This window comes from Stutzerimonas stutzeri (assembly GCF_051028275.1).
Taxonomy (GTDB): Bacteria; Pseudomonadota; Gammaproteobacteria; order Pseudomonadales; family Pseudomonadaceae; genus Stutzerimonas; species Stutzerimonas stutzeri_AS.
In genome coordinates this window covers 1,077,915-1,099,376 of record NZ_CP069269.1, presented here as the reverse complement: position 1 = coordinate 1,099,376, position 21,462 = coordinate 1,077,915, and the positions used below count along the sequence as shown (strand labels likewise).

The window sequence follows — 21,462 nt, the reverse complement described above, 5'->3', positions numbered from 1 at the left end:
TTGCGATCCTTACATGCCCTTTACGGCATAGATCCCTGGAGCGTTGCGCCAGTAACCTTTGTAGTCCATGCCGTAACCGAATACGTAGCGGTCAACACAGCTAAGCCCGACGTAGTCGGCTTTCAAATCGGGACGGGCCTTACGCTGATGATCCTTGTCGACCAGGACGGCGGTATGCACCGATGCAGCGCCAGCATGACGGCAGAAATCGATGATTGCGCTCAGGGTATGCCCCTCGTCCAGAATGTCATCGATGATCAACACGTCGCGGTCGATGAACGATATCTCGGGCTTGGCCTTCCAGAACAAATCACCGCCACTCGTTTCATTGCGATAACGCGTAGCGTGCAGATAAGAGAGTTCCAGCGGGAAGTCGAGTTTGGGTACCAGCTTGCCAGAGAAGATCAGCCCACCGTTCATGACGCAGAACACAACCGGGTTACGGTCAGCCAGTTCAGCATTGATTTTTTCAGCCATCGAATCGATTGCCGCTTCAACCTCGGCTTCGAGGTACAGACAGTCGGCTTCGGCCATAACCTGACGGACATGTACGAGATCGGCGGACATGGCGATTTCTCCAAGGCAGTAAAAAATTTAAGCAGCTCGGTAGGCTGCGTGAAAATAAAGGGCGCGACGATACCGATGCCGCCATGAACGGAGCAAGTCCCGTTCGACGCATTAATAGCCGGTAACACCGCGATGCATTAATCTACGCCGGTTTATTTGACCGCCGCCGGAGTCGCCATGCCCATCAAAGAAATCCGCCACCCGCTTATTCGCCACAAACTTGGGCTGATGCGCCGTGCCGATATCAGCACCAAGAACTTCCGCGAACTGGCGCAAGAGGTTGGCTCGATTCTGACATACGAAGCGACCCGTGATCTGCCCTTGGAAAATTACAGCATCGATGGCTGGTGTGGCCCAGTCCAGGTCGAGAAGATTTCTGGCAAGAAAATCACCGTCGTACCGATCCTGCGTGCGGGCATCGGCATGCTCGACGGCGTGCTCACCTTGATACCTGGAGCGAAGGTCAGCGCGGTCGGCATTGCTCGCAATGAGGAAACCCTGCAGGCACATACCTACCTTGAGCGACTGGTGGATGATCTCGACCAGCGTCTGGCAATGATCATTGATCCCATGTTGGCGACCGGCGGCTCCATGGTTGCCGCTATCGACATGCTCAAGAACGCAGGCTGCAAGGAGATACGGGCGCTGGTTCTGGTCGCAGCACCAGAAGGCATCGCTGCTGTCGAGAACGCGCACCCTGATGTCACCATCTATACCGCCTCCATTGATGACCGTTTGGACGAGAACGGCTACATCATGCCCGGCCTGGGCGACGCGGGTGACAAGATCTTCGGCACCAAGCAGAAGGACATCTAAGCATGTCGCAGCCCATGGAGGAGCCGCTCGCGCGGCAGGTACTTGCTGGCGCGCAAATGCTGTTTGTCGCCTTCGGCGCACTGGTGTTGATGCCGCTGATCACGGGCATGGACCCCAACGTCGCATTATTCACTGCCGGTATCGGCACCTTGTTGTTTCAGTTGGTAACCAAACGGCAGGTCCCAGTTTTCCTGGCGTCGAGTTTCGCCTTCATCGCACCGATCATCGCAGCAAAGGGCGAATTCGGATTGCCCGCCGTGCTTGGCGGTGTGGTTGCGGCTGGCGTCGTCTACATGTTTCTTGGTTTCGCGGTCCGCCTCAAAGGCCCTGGCTTTATTGATCGCCTGCTACCACCCGTGGTGATCGCACCGGTGATTATTTCCATCGGTCTAGCCCTGTCGCCCGTCGCGGTCAACATGGCGATGGGCAAGGCCGGCGACGGCAGCGCTCAACTGGTGCCCTACGCCACAGCCATGATGATCTCCATGCCTGCGCTGCTCACCACGCTGCTGGTGGCTGTTCTCGGAAAAGGCTTGTTCCGACTCGTGCCGATCCTGGCGGGCGTCGCGGTGGGGTATGGTCTGTCATTCATCTTCGGTGTCGTCGACACTTCAGGGATCGCTGCCGCTCCATGGTTGGCCGTTCCGAACTTCGTCACGCCGGAGTTTCATTGGGGTGCCATTCTGTTCATGGTTCCGGTCGCGCTTGCGCCTGCCATCGAACACATCGGCGGCGTCGTCGCCATCGGAGGGGTGACTGGCAATAACTTCATCAAAAAACCTGGCCTGCACCGCACACTACTCGGTGACGGTCTGGCAACTTCAGCAGCCGGTTTGTTCGGCGGGCCACCCAACACGACCTATGCCGAAGTGACAGGTGCGGTCATGCTGACCAAAAACTACAACCCGAAGATCATGACCTGGGCTGCGATCTTCGCCATCGTTCTGGCATTCATTGGCAAATTTGGAGCGGGACTGCTGAGCATTCCGGTGCCGGTAATGGGCGGCATCCTGTGTCTGCTGTTCGGTTCGATCGCAGTGGTGGGATTGAGCACGCTGATCCGTCACCAGGTCGACTTGGCCGAAGCACGCAACCTCATCATCGTTTCGGTCACTTTGGTATTCGGCATAGGCGGCATGGCGTTCGGCTATGGTGAGTTCACCCTGTCCGGCATCTCGCTCTGCGCGATCATCGCCCTGCTCTTGAATCTGGTACTGCCTGGCGGCGAAGGCTGGAAAAACAAGCAGATCGGCGAAAACTGCTGATCCGTGTAGCCAGCATCGCCGTGCTGGCTTTGCGCGCCTCTGGCGTTTGCGCCTTGCAGCTATCGTGGCTCAAGGCGCGTAGACTGCCGCAATGAATCAAGCCTTTATTCCCCATCGCCAACTCGCCGACAACGGCGTCAGTTGCAGCACATGCGCCGCGTGCTGTTGTCGCCTCGAAGTGCTGCTGCTAACCGATACCAGCGTTCCGGAACGCTTCATCGATGAAGACAACTGGGGCGGCCAGGTCATGCGACGCCTGGACGACGGATGGTGCGCTGCACTCGACCGCGACAGCATGCGCTGCACCATCTACGCCCAACGTCCCTTGATCTGCAGGGAGTTCGTGCTGGGCTCGGATGATTGCCTAGACGAGCGTAAGGGTTCGGCTCGAGCCTATGAACAAGGCTGACGGCGGTTCCATCAGCCATCAGATCAGATCAGATCAGATCAGAATGAGGCCCGATAATGCACAGCGTAGCTTTCAATACCGTCGTTAGGGTTCTTGATGCCTGCGTTCGAGTAGTGGATAGCCCGTACGCCGACCTCATGTCCACCAGCAAAGCGCAAACCAGCGCCGAAGCGATCCTCGAACTGGAAAGATGATCCCAAGTCGTTGTTCTCTACTTCAGTGTTTTCAAAGGCAGCGATGCCGACGCCTACTTCCAGATAGGGTTTTACCGACCCGGCGTTGAACTCGTACACGAATACCGGCGCAAGCGAAATGCTGTGGTTGCTCGAGGTCTCGTCACCTTCCCAGTATGTATAGCCGGCGTCCCAGTAGCCCGTCAGCCGGCCGACACCCGTCTCGAACCAGCTCCGGTTGAAATCCATCTGCGCGCCAAGTCGATAGGTCGTCGTTGACTCGCCAGTGCGCCCAACCGCAGCGGTCAAATCAATTGCATGGGCTGCAGCGACCTGACCCAGCGTAATTGCTGCAACCGCAGCGAAGGAGATCAGTTTGTTCATACGAAATTTCCTTATCGACAGGGGCGAACGTTTCGTTTTTTAGTGTTGCTTAAATACAGAGGCCTAGCGCAGCGGGGAGTTCCTAGGCGGAACAGTAGGAAACTGTACCTGTTTCACCCCAAAGTATGGGAAGAACACTAGCCAATCGAAGCGGATCGCCGCTACTCCAGAACCGCACCTCTGGCTTTCCTTCCGCCAGCTGGGCGTTGCCCACCAACAGGGTCTCGAGGTGCCTTGCAACCGCTGCGCCGGTATCGACCAACGCTATAGACGGCGGCAACATGCCTCGAAGAAGGGGCTTTACGAATGGATAGTGCGTACATCCAAGAATAAGCGTATCGCACCCCTGCTCGATCAGAGGCTGAACGAAACCTGCCAGCAATTGCCGGGTAGTCGGTGAGTCCAGTTCTCCAGCCTCGATGCATTCGACGAGGCCTGGACAGGGTTGAGTCAGGACTCGCACGTCACTGGCAAAACGGTCCAGCAACGCCGCAAACTTTGCGCTCTTGAGCGTGCCGGTAGTTGCAAGCACACCCACCACGCCAGTTCGCGTTGCCAGGGCTGCCGGTTTGACAGCAGGTTCCATTCCGACCAAGGGAAGCTTGGGATAGCGTTCGCGCAAGTCGGCCACCCCTGCCGCGGTCGCCGTATTGCAGGCCACTACCAACGCTTTCGCCCCCTGCTCAAGCAGAAACGTCGAGATTGCCCGACAGCGCTCGCGGATGAACTCGGGGGTCTTTTCGCCATAGGGAACGTGCCCGCTGTCAGCGAAGTACAGCAGCGATTCGTGTGGAAGGCGCGTGCGGATCTCCTTCAGCACTGACAATCCGCCAACGCCTGAGTCGAACACGCCTATCGGCGCGTTGTCAGCCACGACCCGCACCACAGACGGCGCATTCGGGATCACGCCTGACCTTCAGCTCACGGAAGCGACTGGACAACGCATCGATCAGCAGGAGCCTACCCACCAAAGGCTCACCGAAACCAACCAGCACCTTGATCGCTTCGAGCGCCTGGAGGCTGCCGACCATGCCGACGACCGGCCCCAAAACCCCAGCCTCGCTGCAAGTCAATTCAGCCTCGCTGCCATGCCCGTACAAGCAGTGATAACAAGGGCTGGTCTCGATACGAGGATCGAACACCGATAGCTGCCCTTCCAGTCGAATAGCCGCACCGCTAACCAGCGGTTTTCCGGCTGCCACGCACGCTGCGTTGACCGCTTCTCGGACACCGAAATTATCCGTGCAGTCCAGCACCAGATCGACTGCGGCCACCGCCACACCCAGGCTGTCGACATCCATCGCGGCACGGTGCGGCACCAGCTTTACCTGCGGGTTGAGCGTTGACAGTCGGTTGATGGCCGAGTCCACCTTATGCACGCCTACGGACGAGCTGTCATGAACGATTTGCCGTTGCAGATTCGTCAGATCGAGCCGGTCGAAATCCGCCAGATGAAGTTCGCCTACCCCGGCAGCGGCCAGGTACAGCGCAACAGGCGAACCCAAACCGCCAAGTCCGACGATAAGTACACGGCTACCCTTGAGTTTGAGCTGCCCGTCGATATCGACCTGTTTCAACAGTATCTGTCGGCTGTAACGCAGCAGTTCTTCATCGCTCAGCATGGTGATTCCTCATTGGGGTCATGGCAGGCGCCCAAGGCTGACGCGCTCGTGACCAGCCAGATCTTTGCAGCTTGCGACCTCAGCGAAGCCTCCGCCCGACAGCAGCGCCCGCACCGCAGCAGCCTGATCGTAGCCGTGCTCCAACAAGAGCCAGCCGGACGGATGCATATGACTGGGCGCATTCGCAATGATGTGCCGGATATCGTCCAGACCGTCCAACCCCGCCACCAACGCACTGCTCGGCTCGAAGCGTACGTCTCCCTGCAACAGATGCGGGTCGTTGCTGGGCATGTAGGGCGGGTTGGAGATGATCAGCTCATAGCGATTGCCGGTGAGCATGGAGAACCAGTTGCTTTCGATAAACCGCGCATTGGCCAGGCCAAGCCGCTCGGCATTACGCATCGCCAGTGAAACGGCCTCACCGATGCGGTCTACGCCAGTAACCTGCCAGGCCGGCCGCTCACTGGCGAGCGCCAGGGCGATGGCGCCGGTTCCTGTCCCTAAATCGAGCACAGCCGCTGGGCCGGCAGGCGACAACAGCAGTGCAGTCTCAACCAGCAGCTCTGTATCCGGGCGAGGAATCAAGGTATGCGGCGCTACTTCGAGTTCCAGGCTCCAGAACCCTTGGCGCCCAAGAATGTAGGCCACAGGCTCGCCCGCGCGACGGCGCGCAAGGTCGGCTAAAAAACGGGCTTCGGCCTCGGGCGGCACGTCTCGATCAGGCCAGGTACGCAGATAGCTCGGCGCCTTGCCCAGCGCTGCCGCAAGCAGCCACTCGCCGTCGAGCTTGGCGCTCGGCGAGTCAGGCAGCTGGGCAGTCCGCAGCAGGAAATCGATTGTCGCCATATTCAGGGTCCAGATCTCGGTGGTACACCGCGCAGCCCGAAGACGTTCGGATCTGCCAGATTGAAACGTCAGTCGCCCAGTGCAGCAAGCTGATCGGCCTGATACTCCTGCAACAACGGCTCGATGACCTGCTCTACCGCGCCGCCAACGACCTCATTGAGGGAATACAGCGTAAGGTTGATACGGTGATCCGTGACGCGCCCCTGCGGAAAGTTGTAGGTACGAATGCGCTCGGAACGGTCACCGGAACCGACCAACAGCTTGCGCGTATCGGAGATTTCCTTGTGGGCAGCGCTGTCCTGCACGTCCTGCAGTTTGGCCGCAAGCCAGGCCATCGCCCGGGCGCGGTTCTTGTGCTGCGAACGCTCCTCCTGACACTCCACGACGATACCGCTAGGAATGTGAGTGATACGCACAGCCGAGTCGGTCTTGTTGATGTGCTGACCACCAGCACCGGATGCCCGGTAGGTGTCGACGCGCAGATCGGCCGGGTTGATCTCGATGGCGATCTGCTCGTCCGGCTCAGGCAACACGGCGACGGTACAGGCGGAAGTATGGATACGCCCCTGGGATTCGGTTTCCGGAACGCGCTGGACTCGGTGGGCGCCAGACTCGAACTTGAGCTTCGCGAAAACGTTTTCGCCTTCAACGCGGGAGATCACTTCCTTATAGCCACCGTGCTCCCCTGGGCTCTCGGACAAGATTTCGACCCGCCAGCCCTGACGCTCAGCGTAGCGGGAATACATGCGAAAAAGGTCGCCGGAGAAGATCGCCGCCTCGTCGCCACCGGTGCCCGCCCGGATCTCAAGGAACACGTTACGCCCGTCCTTTGGATCCTTCGGCAGCAGCATGCGCTGGAGACGGGTTTCGATGTCTTCGAGTAGACCACGCGCCTCGATGACCTCCTCTTCGGCCATCTCACGCACGTCCGGGTCGCTGTCCTTGAGCAACGCCTGGGCGCCCTCAAGGTCAGACTGTGTTTTTAGAAACTGGCGGTAAGTTGCGATGACCGGTTCAACCTCGGCGTACTCGCGCGAATACGCCCGGAAGCGAGTCTGGTCACTGATCACTTCAGCGTCGCCAAGCAACGCGGTCAGTTCTTCGAAACGGTCCTGCAGGATGTCGAGTTTATTGAGCAGCGACGCTTTCATGGCTTATCCGGACTGTCTTGCAATGCGAAGAGCTCCTGAACGATCGTCAGTGCCTCCACGCGCCCTTCGGCGGAAAGTTTTTTCAACTGCACGCTAGGAGCGTGCAGCAGTTTGTTGGTCAAACCACGGGCCAGTTGAGCCAGGGCATCTTCGGGCGTGCCACCATTAACCAATAGCCGTTGCGCCCGGAGAAGCTCCTCATCGCGGAGCCGCTCGGCGTGCTGCCGATACGCCTTGAGCACATCGACCGCGGCCAGCTCACGCAAGCGCCCCATGAAGTCTTCGGTGCCAGCCGCAACCAGCTCTTCGGCAGCCTGAGCCGCACCCTGCCGGCTCTTGAGGTTTTCAGCGACGACTTCATGAAGATCGTCGACCGTATATAGATAGACGTCGTCCAGTTCACCGACCTGCGCCTCGATATCCCTAGGCACCGCTATATCGACCATGAACATGGGCTTGTGCTTGCGCTTCTTCAACGCCTGCTCCACCGCCCCCTTGCCCAGGATCGGCAGCTGGCTCGCCGTGGAGCTGATGACGATATCGCTGTTATGGAGTTCCTGGGGAATATCGGCCAGCAGGATCGCATGAGCGCCGAACTGTTCAGCCAGTGCACTGGCGCGCTCGAGCGTGCGGTTGGCGACGACGATACGCTTGACGCCCTGCTCGTGCAGGTGACGGGCGACCAGAGTGATGGTTTCGCCAGCGCCAATGAGCAAGGCCTGACTGCGATCGAGATTAGCGAATATCTGCTTGGCCAGGCTGACGGCTGCGAAGGCGACCGATACCGGATTCTCGCCGATGGCCGTATCGGTACGCACCGTCTTGGCCGTACTGAACGTTGCCTGGAAGAGGCGCCCCAGCAGCGGCCCGACACTGCCGGCCTCGCGCGCCACCGCATACGCGGATTTCATCTGCCCGAGAATCTGCGGTTCGCCGAGCACCATCGAATCCAGGCCGGACGCGACGCGCATCATGTGCCGCACGGCCTGCTCGTCCGTATGCACGTAGGCGCAGGCTTTCAGGTCTTCCACGCTAAGCCGGTGATAGCTCGCCAGCCAGGCCAGCACCGCCTCGGCTTCGAGTTGATCCTGCTGCAGGTACAGCTCGCTGCGGTTGCACGTCGACAGGATCGCCGCTTCGCGGGTCGGCGTGACACGACACAGCTGTTGCAGCGCCTCGACCATCTGTTCGGGGGTGAATGCCACACGCTCGCGCACGTCCAACGATGCGGTCTTGTGATTAATGCCAAGCGCGATGAAAGCCATGCAGGATCGCTGATTCGAAAACGGAGCGCGCGATTCTCCTACTTCGCCTGGCTCAGAACAACCGTTGCCAGCAACTGTCTGTAATAGCCAAGGCCTATCGAATCCACCTAAAAGCCGGCCCATGTGCTTGCCTGTTCCGCTTGTGTCATGATGCCGCGACCGCAGACCAGCCTTATATTCCTATGAAAAAACACCTCGCCCTCAGCGCCGTCCTGTTTCTCGGTGGCTGCCAAAGCTTCATGCAGAACGCTCCCGACAGCAGCCCGCCGATCGAGGAAGCGACACCGGAGCCTGCGACAACGGGTCCCAGCGAATTTGGCTCGTTCAGTCGTGATTCGCTCTATTCCCTACTGGTGGCTGAACTGGCCGGCCAGCGCAACCGATTCGATATCGCACTTGGCAACTACGTCCAGCAAGCCAATGCCACGCAGGACGCCGGGGTCGCCGAACGCGGCTTTCGAATCGCCGAATACCTGGGCGCCGACCAGGCTGCGCTCGACACCGCCTTGATCTGGGCTGGCAACGCTCCGACCAACCTGGACGCTCAACGCGCAGCCGCAGTACAACTGGCCCGTGCCGGCCGTTACGAAGAGTCGCTGACCTTCATGGAGAAGGTTCTGAAGGGCCAGGGCTCCACCCATTTCGACTTTCTCGCCTTGTCCGCGGCCGAAACCGATCCGGACACCCGTGCCGGTCTGCTCCAGAGTTTCGACCGGCTATTGACCAAACATCCCGAGAATCCTCAGCTCAAATTCGGTAAAGCGGTGCTGCTACAGCAGGATGGACGTGCCGAGGAGGCGCTGGTTCTGCTGGAGGAACAGCCGGCACGGCAGCAGGAAATTCCCTCGATTCTGCTTCAGGCTCGCCTGCTCCAAGTGCTTGACCGCAGCAAGGAAGCACTCCCACTGCTGGAAAAAAGCCTGCGTGAACACCCCGAGGACAAACGTCTACGTCTGACGTACGCTCGCCTGCTGGTCGAACAGGAGCGACTGGAGGAGGCAATGGGCGAGTTTGCCACTCTGGTACAGCAGTACCCGGCGGATGATGACCTTCGGTTCTCGATGGCCTTGGTTTGCCTCGAAGCCGAGGCCTGGCGCGAGGCTATCGTCTACCTCGAGGAACTGATCGAACGTGGCAGCCACCTCGATGCGGCTCATTTCAACCTTGGACGTGCGTATCGAGAGCTGGGCGAGCCCGAGCAGGCGCTGGAAGCGTTCGCCAAGGTCGGACCTGGCAACGAATACCTGCCGGCTAAACTCATGCAGGCCGAGCTGCTGTTCTCGCTAGGCCGCAACCAGCAGGCTTCAGAACTGCTGTCACGAGCGCGGGATGAACAGCCGGACTATGCGATCCAGCTTTACCTGATTGAGATCGAAGCGCTATCTGGCCAGCAGCAGGTCGAGCAAGCGTGGCAACTCGCCAATCAAGCGCTGGAGCAGTTTCCGGAAGACCTGAACCTGCTGTACACCCGCGCGATGGTTGCCGAAAAGCGCGGCGACCTGGCGCAGCTCGAGCGGGACCTCCGTTTTGTCATTGAACGTGAGCCTGACAATGCCATGGCGATCAACGCGCTCGGCTATACATTGGCCGACCGCACCGACCGCCATCAGGAGGCGCTCTCACTGATCGAGCAGGCTTACCGCATCAATCCTGACGACGCCGCGATTCTCGACTCGCTTGGCTGGGTCAATTATCGACTGGGCAATCTGCAGGAAGCCGAGGCCCAGCTGCGCAAGGCGCTCGAACGCTTTCCCGACCATGAAGTTGCCGCCCACCTGGGCGAAGTGCTCTGGACTTCAGGCAAGCAGCGCGAAGCGCGCGCTGTCTGGTCGAAGGCACTGAAGGAGCAGCCGGACAGCGAAGTGCTGCGCGAGACCATAAAACGCCTGACAGGCTCGGAGAAACCCTGACCCATGAAGTTGATGCGTAACCTGCTGATCCCGACCCTGGCCCTTGTGCTGGCTGGCTGCGCCGGTCTCGGCCCGCAGGAATCAGTCCAAGGCCCCGGCAATGCCGAGGACTGGAAAACTCATAAAGCCCGAATCAGCGAGATCGATGGATGGCAGATCAGCGGCAAGATCGGCATCCAGGCCCCACAGGATTCCGGCAGCGGCACGTTGTTCTGGCTGCAACGCCAGGACTATTTCGACATCCGCCTCTCTGGCCCGCTGGGGCGCGGCGCCACGCGCCTGGCTGGTCGTCCCGATGCAGTGGCGCTGGAAGTCGCCGGGCAGGGACGCTTCGAAGCCGATTCGCCGGAAGCACTCGTGGAAAATCAGCTGGGTTGGCAGCTGCCCGTCTCCAACCTGCTCTGGTGGGTACGCGGCCTGCCGGCTCCGGATAGCCGCAGCCGTATCGCCCTCGATGCCAAAGGACGGCTTGCCAGCCTGGAGCAAGACGGCTGGGATGTTCAGTATCTGAGCTACATCGAAGAAGACGGCTACACGCTTCCAAGTCGTATCAAACTGGCAGGGCGAGACCTGAAGATCACGCTGGTAGTCAAGGACTGGCAGCCGCGCCAGTTAGGTCACTGATGCTCACGCTGACCCTTCCCGCACCGGCCAAGCTCAATCTCATGCTGCACATCCTCGGTCGACGCGCCGATGGCTACCATGAGCTGCAGACGCTGTTTCAGTTCCTCGATCATGGCGACGAGCTGACATTCACGGCTCGGACCGATGGGCAGATCCGATTGCACACGGACCTTCCTGGCGTCGACCATGACAGCAATCTCATCGTCCGCGCTGCGCGCCTGCTACAGACAGATAGTGGCTGCGCGCTGGGCGCCGATATAGCACTGATCAAGCGACTGCCTATGGGCGGCGGCATTGGCGGCGGAAGCTCGGACGCTGCCACCACCCTGCTTGGCCTCGATTACCTTTGGAAGACGCACCTTGGCGAAGACCGATTGGCGGACATCGGCATCGCCCTTGGTGCCGACGTTCCGGTGTTTGTCAGAGGTCGCGCAGCCTTTGCCGAAGGGGTCGGTGAGCGCCTGCAACCGGTCGAATTGAGCGAACCCTGGTACCTGGTGATCGCGCCGCAAGTCTCTGTTAGTACAGCGGAAATATTTTCCGACCCAGAGTTGACACGCAATACCCCGGCCATTACAGTTCGCAGCCTTCTTGCAGGGGGCGGTCATAACGACTGTCAGCCGGTAGTCGAGAAGCGTTATCCAGAAGTTCGTAACGCTTTGAGCTTGTTGAACAAATTTGTTCCAGCAAGAATGACCGGCACTGGAGCTTGTGTGTTTGGGAGCTTCCCAAACAAAGGCGAGGCTGATAGAGTTTGCCGCCAACTTCCACCCGATTTGCCAGCATTCGTCGCTCAAGGCCGCAATATTTCGATGTTGCACCGAAGGCTCACGCAGCTGACACAGGAAGTAAGTGGTTAGAGGTTGTACGTTACAGGGGCGTCGCCAAGCGGTAAGGCACCAGGTTTTGATCCTGGCATGCGTTGGTTCGAATCCAGCCGCCCCTGCCATAACCTTTCGGGGTTAGTACAGCTGCACAGCACTTCAGGGTTACATCTACAGGGGCGTCGCCAAGCGGTAAGGCACCAGGTTTTGATCCTGGCATGCGTTGGTTCGAATCCAGCCGCCCCTGCCAAATATCATGAGAGCTGTTCAAAACGCCTGGCCTTTCGAACAGCTTTTTGTTTCATCGGATCCACCCTCAGGCAGGTACTGCGCGTGTCCAAGATGATGGTCTTCACGGGGAATGCCAACCCCGACCTGGCCCGGCGTGTTGTACGTCAGCTGCATATCCCTCTCGGTGACGCCTACGTCGGTAAATTCTCCGACGGCGAAATCAGTGTCGAGATCAATGAAAACGTTCGCGGTAAGGACGTCTTTCTGATTCAACCGACCTGCGCCCCCACCAATGACAATCTGATGGAACTGGTTGTGATGGCAGACGCCTTCCGCCGGTCCTCCGCCACCCGCATCACAGCCGTCATCCCCTACTTTGGTTACGCCCGTCAGGATCGCCGTCCGCGCTCCGCACGTGTGCCGATCAGCGCCAAGGTCGTGGCTGACATGCTCGATGTGGTAGGTGTCAACCGCGTTCTAACGGTGGACTTGCACGCCGATCAGATCCAGGGCTTTTTCGACATGCCCGTGGACAACATCTACGGTTCGCCGGTCCTGGTCGATGACATTCAGGCTCAGCGCTTCGAGAACCTGATGATCGTTTCCCCCGATATTGGTGGTGTGGTGCGTGCTCGCGCCGTGGCCAAATCCTTGGGTGTGGATCTGGCGATCATCGACAAGCGTCGCCCAAAGGCCAACCAGTCCGAAGTGATGCACATCATTGGTGATATCGAAGGCCGTACCTGCATCCTCGTCGATGACATGGTCGATACCGCCGGCACGCTGTGCCACGCCGCAACTGCTCTGAAAGATCATGGCGCCGCCAAGGTCTTCGCGTATTGCACTCACCCGATTCTGTCCGGTCGCGCCATTGAGAACATCGAAGGCTCGGTACTCGACGAATTGGTCGTGACCAATACCATTCCGCTGTCCGCAGCAGCACAAGCCTGTACCCGTATTCGCCAATTGGACATCGCGCCAATGGTGGCTGAAGCGGTTCGCCGCATCAGCAATGCTGAATCGATCAGCGCGATGTTCCGCTAAGCAAACGCTTAGCCCTTCGCGCAGAACGAAAATGTGCCCCGCCTCGTGCGGGGCTTTTTGCCCAACCGCCCGCTAGCGCTGGTCGCGAGCGTTTCGGGTGCGTTGTTATCCTGGAGAAACACAATGACTGATTTCACCCTGAATGCCCAAGTGCGTTCCGACCTGGGGAAAGGTGCGAGCCGCCGCCTGCGTCGTAACGCCAGCCTCGTCCCGGCCGTAATCTACGGCGGTGACAAGGCCCCGCAGTCCATCAGCCTGCTGGCCAAAGACCTGGCCAAGATGCTGGAAAACGAAGCATCCTTCAGCCACGTGCTGACCCTGAACGTTGATGGCCAGAACGAATCCGTTCTGATCAAGGCGCTGCAGCGTCATCCGGCCAAGAGCTTCGTCCTGCACGCTGACTTCGTTCGCGTCGTCGAAGGTCACAAGCTGACCGCTACCGTTCCGCTGCACTTCATCAACCAGGAAACATCGGTTGGCGTGAAGCAGCAGGGTGGCGAAATCCTGCACAACATCAACGAAGTCGAAGTGTCCTGCCTGCCGCAGGATCTGCCGGAGTTCATCGAGGTCGACATGGCCAACGTTGAAATTGGCCAGGTACTGCACATGACCGACCTGACTCTGCCGAAAGGCGTTCAGCTGGTCTCGCTGGCACATGGCAGTGACCTGCCGGTTGCCAACGTTCACGCGCCTCGCGTGAACAAGGAAGACACTCCGAAAGAAGAAGGCGCTGCCGAGTAATCCACTCGCCATCACCTGAGGAAGGGCCTCTGTCGTGACTGCCGTTAAACTGATCGTCGGCCTGGGTAACCCAGGCCCTGAATACGACCAGACCCGGCATAACGCAGGGGCCCTTTTCGTTGAGCGTCTGGCTGCCCTCAAGGGCGTCAACCTCAGCGTCGATCGCAAGTATTTCGGCCTGGTCGGCAAGTTTCGCCACCAAGACGAAGACGTCCGCCTGTTGATCCCGACCACCTTCATGAACCGCAGCGGTCAAGCGGTGGCGGCACTGGCCGGATTTTTCCGAATCACTCCCGAGTCCATCCTGGTTGCCCACGATGAACTCGACATGCCCCCCGGCGTCGCCAAACTCAAGCAAGGCGGCGGCCATGGCGGGCATAACGGGCTTCGCGACATCATTGCCAAGCTCGGCAATCAGAACAATTTTTACCGCCTGCGTCTGGGGATCGGCCACCCAGGCCATAGCAGTCTGGTGAGCGGTTACGTATTGGGCCGAGCCCCACAGGCCGAGCGCGAAAAACTCGATGCCAGCATCGACGTCACGTTCGACGTCCTGCCAGAGATTCTCGCCGGTGACTGGACGCGCGCGATGCAACGTTTGCATAGCCAGAAGGCCTGATCGAACCCAACACTGACACACAAGACAAGGCAACGGCTGAGCGGAAGACCAGAATTACAACGCGTCATGAAGCCGTTTAAACGCAGTTTGGCAACGCCGGTAGCGCATCCGCTGCCAGCCAGCACCGAGGCAAGACATCATGGGATTCAATTGCGGCATCGTCGGCCTGCCCAACGTCGGCAAGTCCACCCTGTTCAACGCGCTGACCAAGTCCGGTATCGCTGCGGAAAACTTCCCCTTCTGCACCATCGAGCCCAACAGCGGCATCGTCCCGATGCCTGATCCGCGCCTGCAGGCCCTGACCGAGATCGTCAAGCCTGAGCGAATCCTGCCGACCACCATGGAGTTCGTCGACATCGCCGGCCTCGTCGAAGGCGCCTCCAAAGGCGAAGGCCTGGGCAACAAGTTCCTCGCCAATATCCGCGAAACCGACGCCATCGCTCATGTGGTGCGCTGCTTTGAAGACGAGAACGTTATTCACGTTTCCAACTCGGTCGACCCCAAGCGCGATATCGAGATCATCGAACTGGAGCTGATCTTTGCCGACCTCGACAGCTGTGAGAAGCAGCTGCAGCGCGTAACGCGCAACGCCAAGGGCGGCGACAAGGAAGCGCTCGCACAAAAGGCCCTGCTGGAAAAACTGATCCCCCACTTCACCGAAGGCAAGCCAGCCCGCACGCTGTTGAAGAAGCTGGGCGATGAAGAGATGCAACTGGCCAAGGGCTTCCACCTGCTGACCAGCAAGCCCGTCATGTACATCGCCAACGTTGCCGAAGACGGTTTCGAGAACAACCCGCACCTGGACGTGGTCAACGCCATCGCCGCGGAAGAAGGTGCTGTTGTGGTACCGGTGTGCAACAAGATTGAAGCTGAGATCGCCGAGCTGGAAGATGGTGAGGAGAAGGACATGTTCCTCGAGTCCCTCGGACTCGAAGAGCCTGGTTTGAACCGGGTGATCCGGGCAGGTTACGAACTGCTCAACCTGCAGACCTACTTCACCGCTGGCGTGAAGGAAGTCCGCGCCTGGACCGTGAAAATCGGCGCCACTGCGCCCCAGGGCGCGGGCGTGATCCACACCGACTTCGAGAAGGGCTTCATCCGCGCCGAAGTGGTCGCCTATAACGATTTCATCCAGTACAAAGGCGAAGCCGGAGCCAAGGAAGCCGGCAAGTGGCGCCTGGAAGGTAAGGAATACGTCATCAAGGACGGCGACGTAATGCACTTCCGCTTCAACGTCTGACCTGCCCGTACAACACCAGCAGGTCGCACCCTAAAAGCCTCGCTTATGCGGGGCTTTTTGCAATCTTGGGTGATGAAACCGTCGCGCTTGATTCCCGCTTCCAAGCTTCTTTCCAGGCACTTGTCTGACGACCGGCACGAAATCAACTCATCGAGGCGGAATATTCGTCCCGCTTATGCGGTCCGAACAGGCAGACATGTCGACATCGGAGCCGTGATGAACAGCCTCACCGAACCACCGCTACAGTATCTCGACGATGCGTTTTTCGACCGGGACGCACAGATCGTTGCCCAGGAACTGCTCGGAACCGTAATTCGCCACTGTGTTGACGGGCTGTGGCTGTCGGCGCGCATCATCGAGACCGAGGCCTACTACGTCGACGAAAAGGCCAGTCATTCCTCGCTCGGCTACAGCCCTTCGCGACGTGCGATGTTCATGCCGGCCGGGCACCTGTACCTCTATTACTCACGCGGCGGGGACTCGCTGAACTTCAGCGTACATGGGGACGGCAACGCGGTCTGTATCAAGGCCGGATATCCCTGGGTCGACTCGCTGTCGTGCGAAGAGTCGATCGAGCGCATGCGCACAAACAGCCCGGCTGCCGCCGGTGGTCCTCGCCCCCTCACCCGCCTGTGCTCGGGCCAGACGTTGCTCTGCAAGGCACTGGGCCTGACCGTGACGGAGTGGAATGCCCAACGCATGAACCCTTCCCGACTGCGCGTGGACGACATCGGCGCTCGGCCGGATATTGTCCAGACCACACGACTAGGCATTCCCACCGGTCGTGACGAGCACCTGCCGTACCGTTTCGTCGATGCAGGCTTCGCCGCGCACTGCACGCGTAATCCCCTGCGCCGTGGTCAGGTCGAAGGCCAGGATTACGCGCTGCTGCGCCGCGAACTATTGGCGAGCTGACCCCCGATTCAGTCTGCCCTGACCAGGCGAATCCGGGTGATCTCCGACGGCGCGCCGAAGCGTAACGGCGGTCCCCAGTAGCCAGTGCCACGGCTGATGTAGATCTGCAGCTCACCGACGCGCTGCAGTCCCGCCACCCACGGCTGCTGCCAACGCACGAAATGCATCCACGGCCAGAACTGGCCGCCGTGCGTATGGCCGGACAGCTGCAGATCGCAGCCCGCCTCTGCAACCGCCTTGGCCGAACGCGGCTGGTGCGCCAGCATGATGCGCGGTGCATCATCCGGCGCGCCCGCCAACGCAGCGACCGGGTCGCTTCGATGGCTGGGCCGGAAGAGTTCAGCCGAATAGTCGGCAATGCCTGCCAGTACCAAGCGTGAGCCACCGTATTCGAGCTGAACATGGCGATTGAGTAACACCGTCATGCCCAGCCGCTCGAACTCGGCAATCCAGCTGTCCGCACCGGAGTAGTACTCGTGATTGCCGGTCACCACGTAGGTGCCGTGAGGCGCAATGAGCTGCGCCAGCGGCGCGATATCATCGGCCAGATCCGCAACGCTGCCATCTACCAGGTCACCGGTGATGACGATGAGGTCTGGCGAGAGCCCGTTGACTCGCTGGACGATCGCATCGATATAGCCCTGCTTGATTGTCGGCCCTACGTGGATGTCACTCAGTTGCACGATGCTGAACCCCTGCAATGCCGGCGAAAGATCACGCAAGGCAATGTCACGCTCGACCACCCGCGCTGTGCGCCGCGCATTAAGCACACCGAACGACGTCACTGCAGCCACCGCAACGATGACAGCGAGGGCTGAGGCCTGTGCGATGGCAGCCGACTCATGGCCCAGCAGCGAGGCCAGCGCCAGTGCAAAAGCGCGCAACAGAGAAAACACCGCCAGGCTGGAGAATATCCCCATGGCCAGCAAGCCGGACCATGCCAGCAGCGTACTGCCCGCGCCTCGCACCAACACACCGTAGCGCATCAACACAGCCGAAAGCCCGAGATAGCCCCACGCCAGAACGCTACCGACCAAGCCGAGCGAGAGGTCTGGAATCAGCGTGACGCCGACAAACACATGCAAGCCAATCAGCAACACAACAACCAATAACCGCCTGTTCATGCGTTACATCTCTTGAGCAAAGGGGCACATTGTTACGCACGCAATGGACAGCTTGCGTATCGGTATCGAAAAGAAGTTGAAAAGCGCCGGCATGCAACAGCAGACCAGCCTCAGCTGGGCATCGTATACAGATGTATTGAACGTCTCGTTGCGTTGCCGCATATGGGGTCGGATAGACCTGACTGGGGGAAACGTCTGCATGGCGCAGCTGTGGCTTGAACCGATACCGCTGTAACACGCCCTGCGCCGGACGCCGGGCCAAACAACCAGAGCAGCTGGCGCGTGGGCTTAGAGCGCCAGAAAAAACGTCTGCTTTGCTCTATGCGCTACGGCTCGCCGGCGCTGGCGCAGCCGCCTCACCAACTCAGCACCACCGATGCCTGGCAGGCTCAAGCAACCAAAGCGTTACATCACACCGGGGTCGGGCATCGGGTCAGGTGGCGGCGGCTCTTTGTCCAGCTGCTCGAGCACTTCGTCTGGCAAGACACCACCGTCGTCCAGTTCGGTGTCGCTCTCGGCGTCGTCGAGATCGTTCAGTGGCGATTCGTCCGCCAGCCAGGGATACAGCGGCGGCTCGTTTGGATGGGTGCTGAGCATGAAGGTCTCCTTGAAGGTGTGCCTGCAACGTTAGGCAGGCCCGGCCCCGCATCGTTCGGACCAGTCATCCGTGGCGAGTCCACGCCTGCTCGGCCAGGCATTCGCTCAGGTAATCGAGGAAACAGGTAATGCGCGCGGCCAGTGCCGTGTTGCGGTAGTACACCGCATGGATCGGCTGCAACATCTGGACGTTTGCCTCGGCGAAAACCTCTACCAGCGAACCCTCGGCGCGGTCCCGTTCGGTCATGAAGTCTGACAAACAGGCGATGCCTTGCCCGGCCAGCGCCAGCTGCCGTACGGTCTCCCCGCTGGATGCCCACAGGCTGGGCACGATGGCCCAGCTCTCGCCAAACGGATGGCGTAGCGGCCAGTGATTGAGGCTTTCGGGCTGGGTGAATCCGATCAAGCTGTGCTCCGCCAGCTCGTCCACCTGCTGCGGCGTGCCGCGGCCCGCCAGGTATGCCGGGCTCGCCACAGCACGTAGCCGACTGCGCCCCAGCGGCCGGGCGTGCAGGGTGGAATCACGCAGCGGTCCGTGGCGCAACGCCAGATCAGTGCGATGCTCAAGCAGATCGATGATCTCGTCGCTGCTGTTCAGCTCAAGCTCGATGTCCGGGTAGCGCTCGCGAAACCCGCCAACAAGGGGCACCAGTACATGCAGCATGAAGGGCGCCGACGCATTCACCCGCAGCCGCCCGGCCGGGTGCTGAAGCCGACGCGACATCTGCTCCTCGGCTTCCTCTACCGCCTCGAGAATCCGCCTGGCCTGGACTAGAAAAGCCGCACCCTCCTCCGTCAGCTCCAGACGACGAGTAGTGCGGCGCAGCAGCGTGGTGGCGAGCTTGGCTTCGAGCCGGCTCAGAGCCCGGCTAATGCCTGAGGCAGTCTGCCCCAATTGCACCGCCGCGCTGGAGATGGAACCGGTATCAATAACGGCCGTAAACGCCTGCAATTCATCGAGCGTGGTTTTCATTCGTGATTCGTAGTCAGTTTTTTTGGCCCCATACCCGGCGTCTACCGCATGAGTCTGCGGTAGACACTGCGCGCCTTGCAGTTCAACCCGCGCTTCATCCCAATGCCATCGCTCTGCTCGAGTTGCGTCAATGCAATGGGCGCAAGGCCGGCGGACATATTGCCGCTTCACTGGGTCTCATTGATACCGTCTGGATCGGATCGTCGGTTGCACGGGTCGCCCTGGGACTTTCTTATCGAAGCGGGCCAGCTGGTCCGCCAGTAACCTGCGAGCCCAGACCGTCGAGCCGGAGCTTACCGCCCTCACCTTGAACAACCCACAGGAGAACCCTCAATGACCATACCCGCATTCGGCCTCGGCACCTTCCGCCTCAAGGGTCAGCAAGTCATCGACTCGGTAAACATGGGGCTCGAACTCGGCTACCGCCACATCGACACCGCGCAGATTTACGAAAACGAAGCGGAAGTCGGCCAGGCCATTGCCGAGAGCAGCGTCCCGCGCGACGAGCTGTTCGTGACCACCAAAGTCTGGACCAGCAACCTCGGCGCCGACCGCCTGATCCGCAGCCTGGAGGAAAGCCTGAGCAAACTGCGCATCGAACAGGTAGACCTCACCCTGGTGCACTGGCCGTCGCCCAACGATGAACTGGCAGTTGCCGACTACCTGGCCCGGATGATGGACGCCAAGCAGCGAGGCCTGACCCGTACCATCGGCATCTCCAACTTCACCATCAACCATATGCAACAGGCTATCGACGCCATCGGTGTCGAGCACATCGCCACCAATCAGGTCGAGGTGCATCCGTTCCTGCAGAACCGCAAGGTGGTCGACTTCGCCCGCAGCCAAGGCATTCACATCACCGCTTACATGCCGCTCGCCTACGGCAAAGTGATGCAGGACGAGGTTATGCAACGCATCGCCGAAGCCCACAACGCGAGCCCCGCGCAGGTCGCCCTCGCCTGGCTAGCGCAGCAGGGCTTCGCCGTGATCCCCTCCTCCACCAAGCGCGAGAACCTCGCCGCGAACCTCCAGGCACAAGCGCTGCGCCTGACTGACGAGGAGATGCAGCAGATCGCCGCGCTGGACCGCAACGAGCGCCTGGCCAACCCCGGATTTGCGCCAAAATGGGACTGATCGACAGCGCACCGGCAACGGTCGGACCGGCGGCATAAGCATTTGAAAAAGCAGGTAGAAAAAGCGCGTCGGGAGGGTTGACACACAACCGCGCGGCGCGAATAATGCGCGCCACTTGGCTACGTAGCTCAGTTGGTTAGAGCATAGCATTCATAATGCTGGGGTCCGGGGTTCAAGTCCCTGCGTAGCCACCAAATTCAAAAGGGTTCAGCGAAAGCTGAGCCCTTTTTTGTGCCTGCCGTTCAGCCAACCGACCAAGAGCGCACCATGAGAGACGACTTCGACAACATCCGTGCCGAGCGCGAAACGCCCTACCGCAGCGTCGCCATTCAAACTAACAGGCACGCCGGGCTTTGGAAACAGATCGCCCTCGGCGTCGTGGTTGGGCATCTGTCGCTGGGATTGATTGGTGCTGCGGTTTGGATGGTTGCGGTTCAGCTGCTGGTGGGGGATTTGCAGATCGTTGTGCCGTGGGCTGGAAAGCAGGGTTGAAGCCATTGCGTCGTCTCGACCAGATCGCAGGGACTTCACCAGAATAATTAATCTGTCCTTTTTCCTTTTTGATACGGCAGCAAGGCGCCGTATCGCTCAGCAATATGCGCCTTGATCCGTTGAAATCTACTCTCCGCGTCTACGTCCGCTGTACTCATTTCTTCCAACCGTGGATTGCTTCGAACTAGCTAGCCACTCGAAGCGGCTCGATTTCATGTTCAATCTCTTCGCCGTTCGCCGCATAGGTCGTCGCTAGGGCGTAGTCCGACTGCAGGTTCATCCAGAACTGTGCGGATGTATCGAAGTAGCGGCCCAGGCGAATAGCGGTATCGGCAGTAATGCCACGACGCTCGCGCACGATGTCATTGATGGTGGGAGCCGATACATGCAGCGCACGAGCAAGCGCAGCGGGAGTGATGCCCAGCGGCTCTAAAAATTCTTCGCGCAGCACTTCACCAGGGTGAACGGGGCGCATGCCGTTAATTGCCATGTAGCC

24 protein-coding genes and 3 tRNA genes are annotated in these 21,462 nt (G+C 59.9%); 16 read left to right on the top strand and 11 right to left on the bottom strand.

What is annotated here, in order from left to right:
* Nucleotides 1–9: 9 nt before the first annotated feature.
* Nucleotides 10–567 (bottom strand): hypoxanthine-guanine phosphoribosyltransferase, encoded by a 558-nt coding sequence (locus JQR87_RS05065; protein ID WP_407291962.1) that lies wholly within the window; start codon nt 565–567, stop codon nt 10–12.
* A gap of 177 nt (nt 568–744) precedes the next feature.
* Here JQR87_RS05065 and upp point away from each other — a divergent pair, with 177 nt between their 5' ends.
* From upp to JQR87_RS05050, 3 genes are all read left to right on the top strand, one after another.
* On the top strand, nt 745–1,383 hold the full coding sequence (gene upp / locus JQR87_RS05060; RefSeq protein WP_407291963.1) for a uracil phosphoribosyltransferase: 639 nt from the start codon (nt 745–747) through the stop codon (nt 1,381–1,383).
* Nucleotides 1,384–1,385: 2 nt separating this feature from the next.
* A complete protein-coding gene (locus tag JQR87_RS05055) occupies nt 1,386–2,648 on the top strand; it encodes a uracil-xanthine permease family protein (protein ID WP_407291965.1) in 1,263 nt (420 codons plus the stop codon).
* Nucleotides 2,649–2,739: 91 nt separating this feature from the next.
* A complete protein-coding gene (locus tag JQR87_RS05050; protein WP_407291966.1) occupies nt 2,740–3,057 on the top strand; it encodes a YkgJ family cysteine cluster protein in 318 nt (105 codons plus the stop codon).
* 38 nt (nt 3,058–3,095) lie between these two features.
* Here JQR87_RS05050 and JQR87_RS05045 read toward each other — a convergent pair whose 3' ends face one another.
* The 6 genes from JQR87_RS05045 to hemA all read right to left on the bottom strand — a co-directional run bounded on the left by JQR87_RS05045 (nt 3,096) and on the right by hemA (nt 8,498).
* Nucleotides 3,096–3,614: an acyloxyacyl hydrolase gene (locus tag JQR87_RS05045; RefSeq protein ID WP_407291968.1), complete on the bottom strand. Its 519-nt coding sequence runs from the start codon at nt 3,612–3,614 to the stop codon at nt 3,096–3,098.
* 82 nt (nt 3,615–3,696) lie between these two features.
* Complete coding sequence (gene murI, locus JQR87_RS05040) at nt 3,697–4,488, bottom strand: glutamate racemase (RefSeq protein WP_407291969.1); 792 nt, start codon at nt 4,486–4,488, stop codon at nt 3,697–3,699.
* The gene (locus tag JQR87_RS05035) at nt 4,481–5,236 is read right to left on the bottom strand and encodes a molybdopterin-synthase adenylyltransferase MoeB (protein ID WP_407291971.1); all 756 of its coding nucleotides are present in this window, start codon (nt 5,234–5,236) and stop codon (nt 4,481–4,483) included. The genes murI and JQR87_RS05035 overlap by 8 nt, the downstream gene beginning before the upstream one ends.
* 18 nt (nt 5,237–5,254) lie before the next feature.
* Nucleotides 5,255–6,082 carry a peptide chain release factor N(5)-glutamine methyltransferase gene (prmC, locus tag JQR87_RS05030; RefSeq protein WP_407291972.1) on the bottom strand — a complete coding sequence of 276 codons (828 nt, stop codon included), beginning with the start codon at nt 6,080–6,082 and terminating at the stop codon, nt 5,255–5,257.
* A 68-nt stretch (nt 6,083–6,150) separates the two neighbouring features.
* Nucleotides 6,151–7,233: a peptide chain release factor 1 gene (prfA, locus tag JQR87_RS05025; protein ID WP_407291974.1), complete on the bottom strand. Its 1,083-nt coding sequence runs from the start codon at nt 7,231–7,233 to the stop codon at nt 6,151–6,153.
* Entirely contained in the window at nt 7,230–8,498 is a 1,269-nt protein-coding gene (gene hemA, locus JQR87_RS05020) for a glutamyl-tRNA reductase (protein ID WP_407291975.1), read from the bottom strand. Before hemA ends, prfA begins: the two co-directional genes overlap by 4 nt.
* 182 nt (nt 8,499–8,680) lie before the next feature.
* On the opposite strand from hemA, the gene JQR87_RS05015 reads away from it, so the two are divergent.
* The 10 genes from JQR87_RS05015 (at nt 8,681) to JQR87_RS04970 (ending at nt 16,646) form a co-directional block, all read left to right on the top strand.
* Nucleotides 8,681–10,408, top strand: coding sequence for a tetratricopeptide repeat protein (locus JQR87_RS05015; protein WP_407291976.1), 1,728 nt, complete (start codon nt 8,681–8,683; stop codon nt 10,406–10,408).
* A gap of 3 nt (nt 10,409–10,411) precedes the next feature.
* On the top strand, nt 10,412–11,032 hold the full coding sequence (lolB, locus tag JQR87_RS05010; RefSeq protein WP_407291977.1) for a lipoprotein insertase outer membrane protein LolB: 621 nt from the start codon (nt 10,412–10,414) through the stop codon (nt 11,030–11,032).
* On the top strand, nt 11,032–11,892 hold the full coding sequence (ispE, locus tag JQR87_RS05005) for a 4-(cytidine 5'-diphospho)-2-C-methyl-D-erythritol kinase (RefSeq protein WP_407291979.1): 861 nt from the start codon (nt 11,032–11,034) through the stop codon (nt 11,890–11,892). The genes lolB and ispE overlap by 1 nt, the downstream gene beginning before the upstream one ends.
* Before the next feature lie 14 nt (nt 11,893–11,906).
* Nucleotides 11,907–11,981: transfer RNA gene (locus tag JQR87_RS05000), tRNA-Gln, on the top strand.
* Nucleotides 11,982–12,031: 50 nt separating this feature from the next.
* Nucleotides 12,032–12,106 (top strand) — tRNA-Gln (locus JQR87_RS04995).
* Nucleotides 12,107–12,189: 83 nt separating this feature from the next.
* Nucleotides 12,190–13,131: a ribose-phosphate pyrophosphokinase gene (locus JQR87_RS04990; protein WP_021208703.1), complete on the top strand. Its 942-nt coding sequence runs from the start codon at nt 12,190–12,192 to the stop codon at nt 13,129–13,131.
* Nucleotides 13,132–13,254: 123 nt separating this feature from the next.
* Nucleotides 13,255–13,872 carry a 50S ribosomal protein L25/general stress protein Ctc gene (locus JQR87_RS04985; protein WP_407291981.1) on the top strand — a complete coding sequence of 206 codons (618 nt, stop codon included), beginning with the start codon at nt 13,255–13,257 and terminating at the stop codon, nt 13,870–13,872.
* A gap of 34 nt (nt 13,873–13,906) precedes the next feature.
* A complete protein-coding gene (gene pth / locus JQR87_RS04980; RefSeq protein ID WP_407291983.1) occupies nt 13,907–14,491 on the top strand; it encodes an aminoacyl-tRNA hydrolase in 585 nt (194 codons plus the stop codon).
* 139 nt (nt 14,492–14,630) lie between these two features.
* Nucleotides 14,631–15,731, top strand: coding sequence for a redox-regulated ATPase YchF (ychF, locus tag JQR87_RS04975; RefSeq protein WP_407291985.1), 1,101 nt, complete (start codon nt 14,631–14,633; stop codon nt 15,729–15,731).
* Between the two features lie 216 nt (nt 15,732–15,947).
* On the top strand, nt 15,948–16,646 hold the full coding sequence (locus tag JQR87_RS04970) for a DNA-3-methyladenine glycosylase (protein WP_407291987.1): 699 nt from the start codon (nt 15,948–15,950) through the stop codon (nt 16,644–16,646).
* A gap of 8 nt (nt 16,647–16,654) precedes the next feature.
* On the opposite strand, the gene JQR87_RS04965 is transcribed toward JQR87_RS04970, so the two are convergent.
* The 3 genes from JQR87_RS04965 to JQR87_RS04955 all read right to left on the bottom strand — a co-directional run bounded on the left by JQR87_RS04965 (nt 16,655) and on the right by JQR87_RS04955 (nt 19,340).
* On the bottom strand, nt 16,655–17,770 hold the full coding sequence (locus JQR87_RS04965) for a metallophosphoesterase (RefSeq protein ID WP_407291989.1): 1,116 nt from the start codon (nt 17,768–17,770) through the stop codon (nt 16,655–16,657).
* 405 nt (nt 17,771–18,175) lie between these two features.
* Complete coding sequence (locus JQR87_RS04960; protein ID WP_407291992.1) at nt 18,176–18,367, bottom strand: hypothetical protein; 192 nt, start codon at nt 18,365–18,367, stop codon at nt 18,176–18,178.
* 64 nt (nt 18,368–18,431) lie between these two features.
* Nucleotides 18,432–19,340 (bottom strand): LysR substrate-binding domain-containing protein, encoded by a 909-nt coding sequence (locus tag JQR87_RS04955; protein WP_407291994.1) that lies wholly within the window; start codon nt 19,338–19,340, stop codon nt 18,432–18,434.
* 333 nt (nt 19,341–19,673) lie between these two features.
* Between JQR87_RS04955 and dkgB the strand changes: the two genes are divergently transcribed.
* The 3 genes from dkgB to JQR87_RS04940 all read left to right on the top strand — a co-directional run bounded on the left by dkgB (nt 19,674) and on the right by JQR87_RS04940 (nt 20,966).
* Complete coding sequence (gene dkgB, locus JQR87_RS04950; protein WP_407291995.1) at nt 19,674–20,474, top strand: 2,5-didehydrogluconate reductase DkgB; 801 nt, start codon at nt 19,674–19,676, stop codon at nt 20,472–20,474.
* A gap of 117 nt (nt 20,475–20,591) precedes the next feature.
* Nucleotides 20,592–20,668: transfer RNA gene (locus JQR87_RS04945), tRNA-Met, on the top strand.
* 73 nt (nt 20,669–20,741) lie between these two features.
* The gene (locus JQR87_RS04940; protein ID WP_407291996.1) at nt 20,742–20,966 is read left to right on the top strand and encodes a hypothetical protein; all 225 of its coding nucleotides are present in this window, start codon (nt 20,742–20,744) and stop codon (nt 20,964–20,966) included.
* A gap of 184 nt (nt 20,967–21,150) precedes the next feature.
* Here JQR87_RS04940 and JQR87_RS04935 read toward each other — a convergent pair whose 3' ends face one another.
* Nucleotides 21,151–21,456 carry a HigA family addiction module antitoxin gene (locus JQR87_RS04935; protein ID WP_407291997.1) on the bottom strand — a complete coding sequence of 102 codons (306 nt, stop codon included), beginning with the start codon at nt 21,454–21,456 and terminating at the stop codon, nt 21,151–21,153.
* Nucleotides 21,457–21,462: the final 6 nt, after the last annotated feature.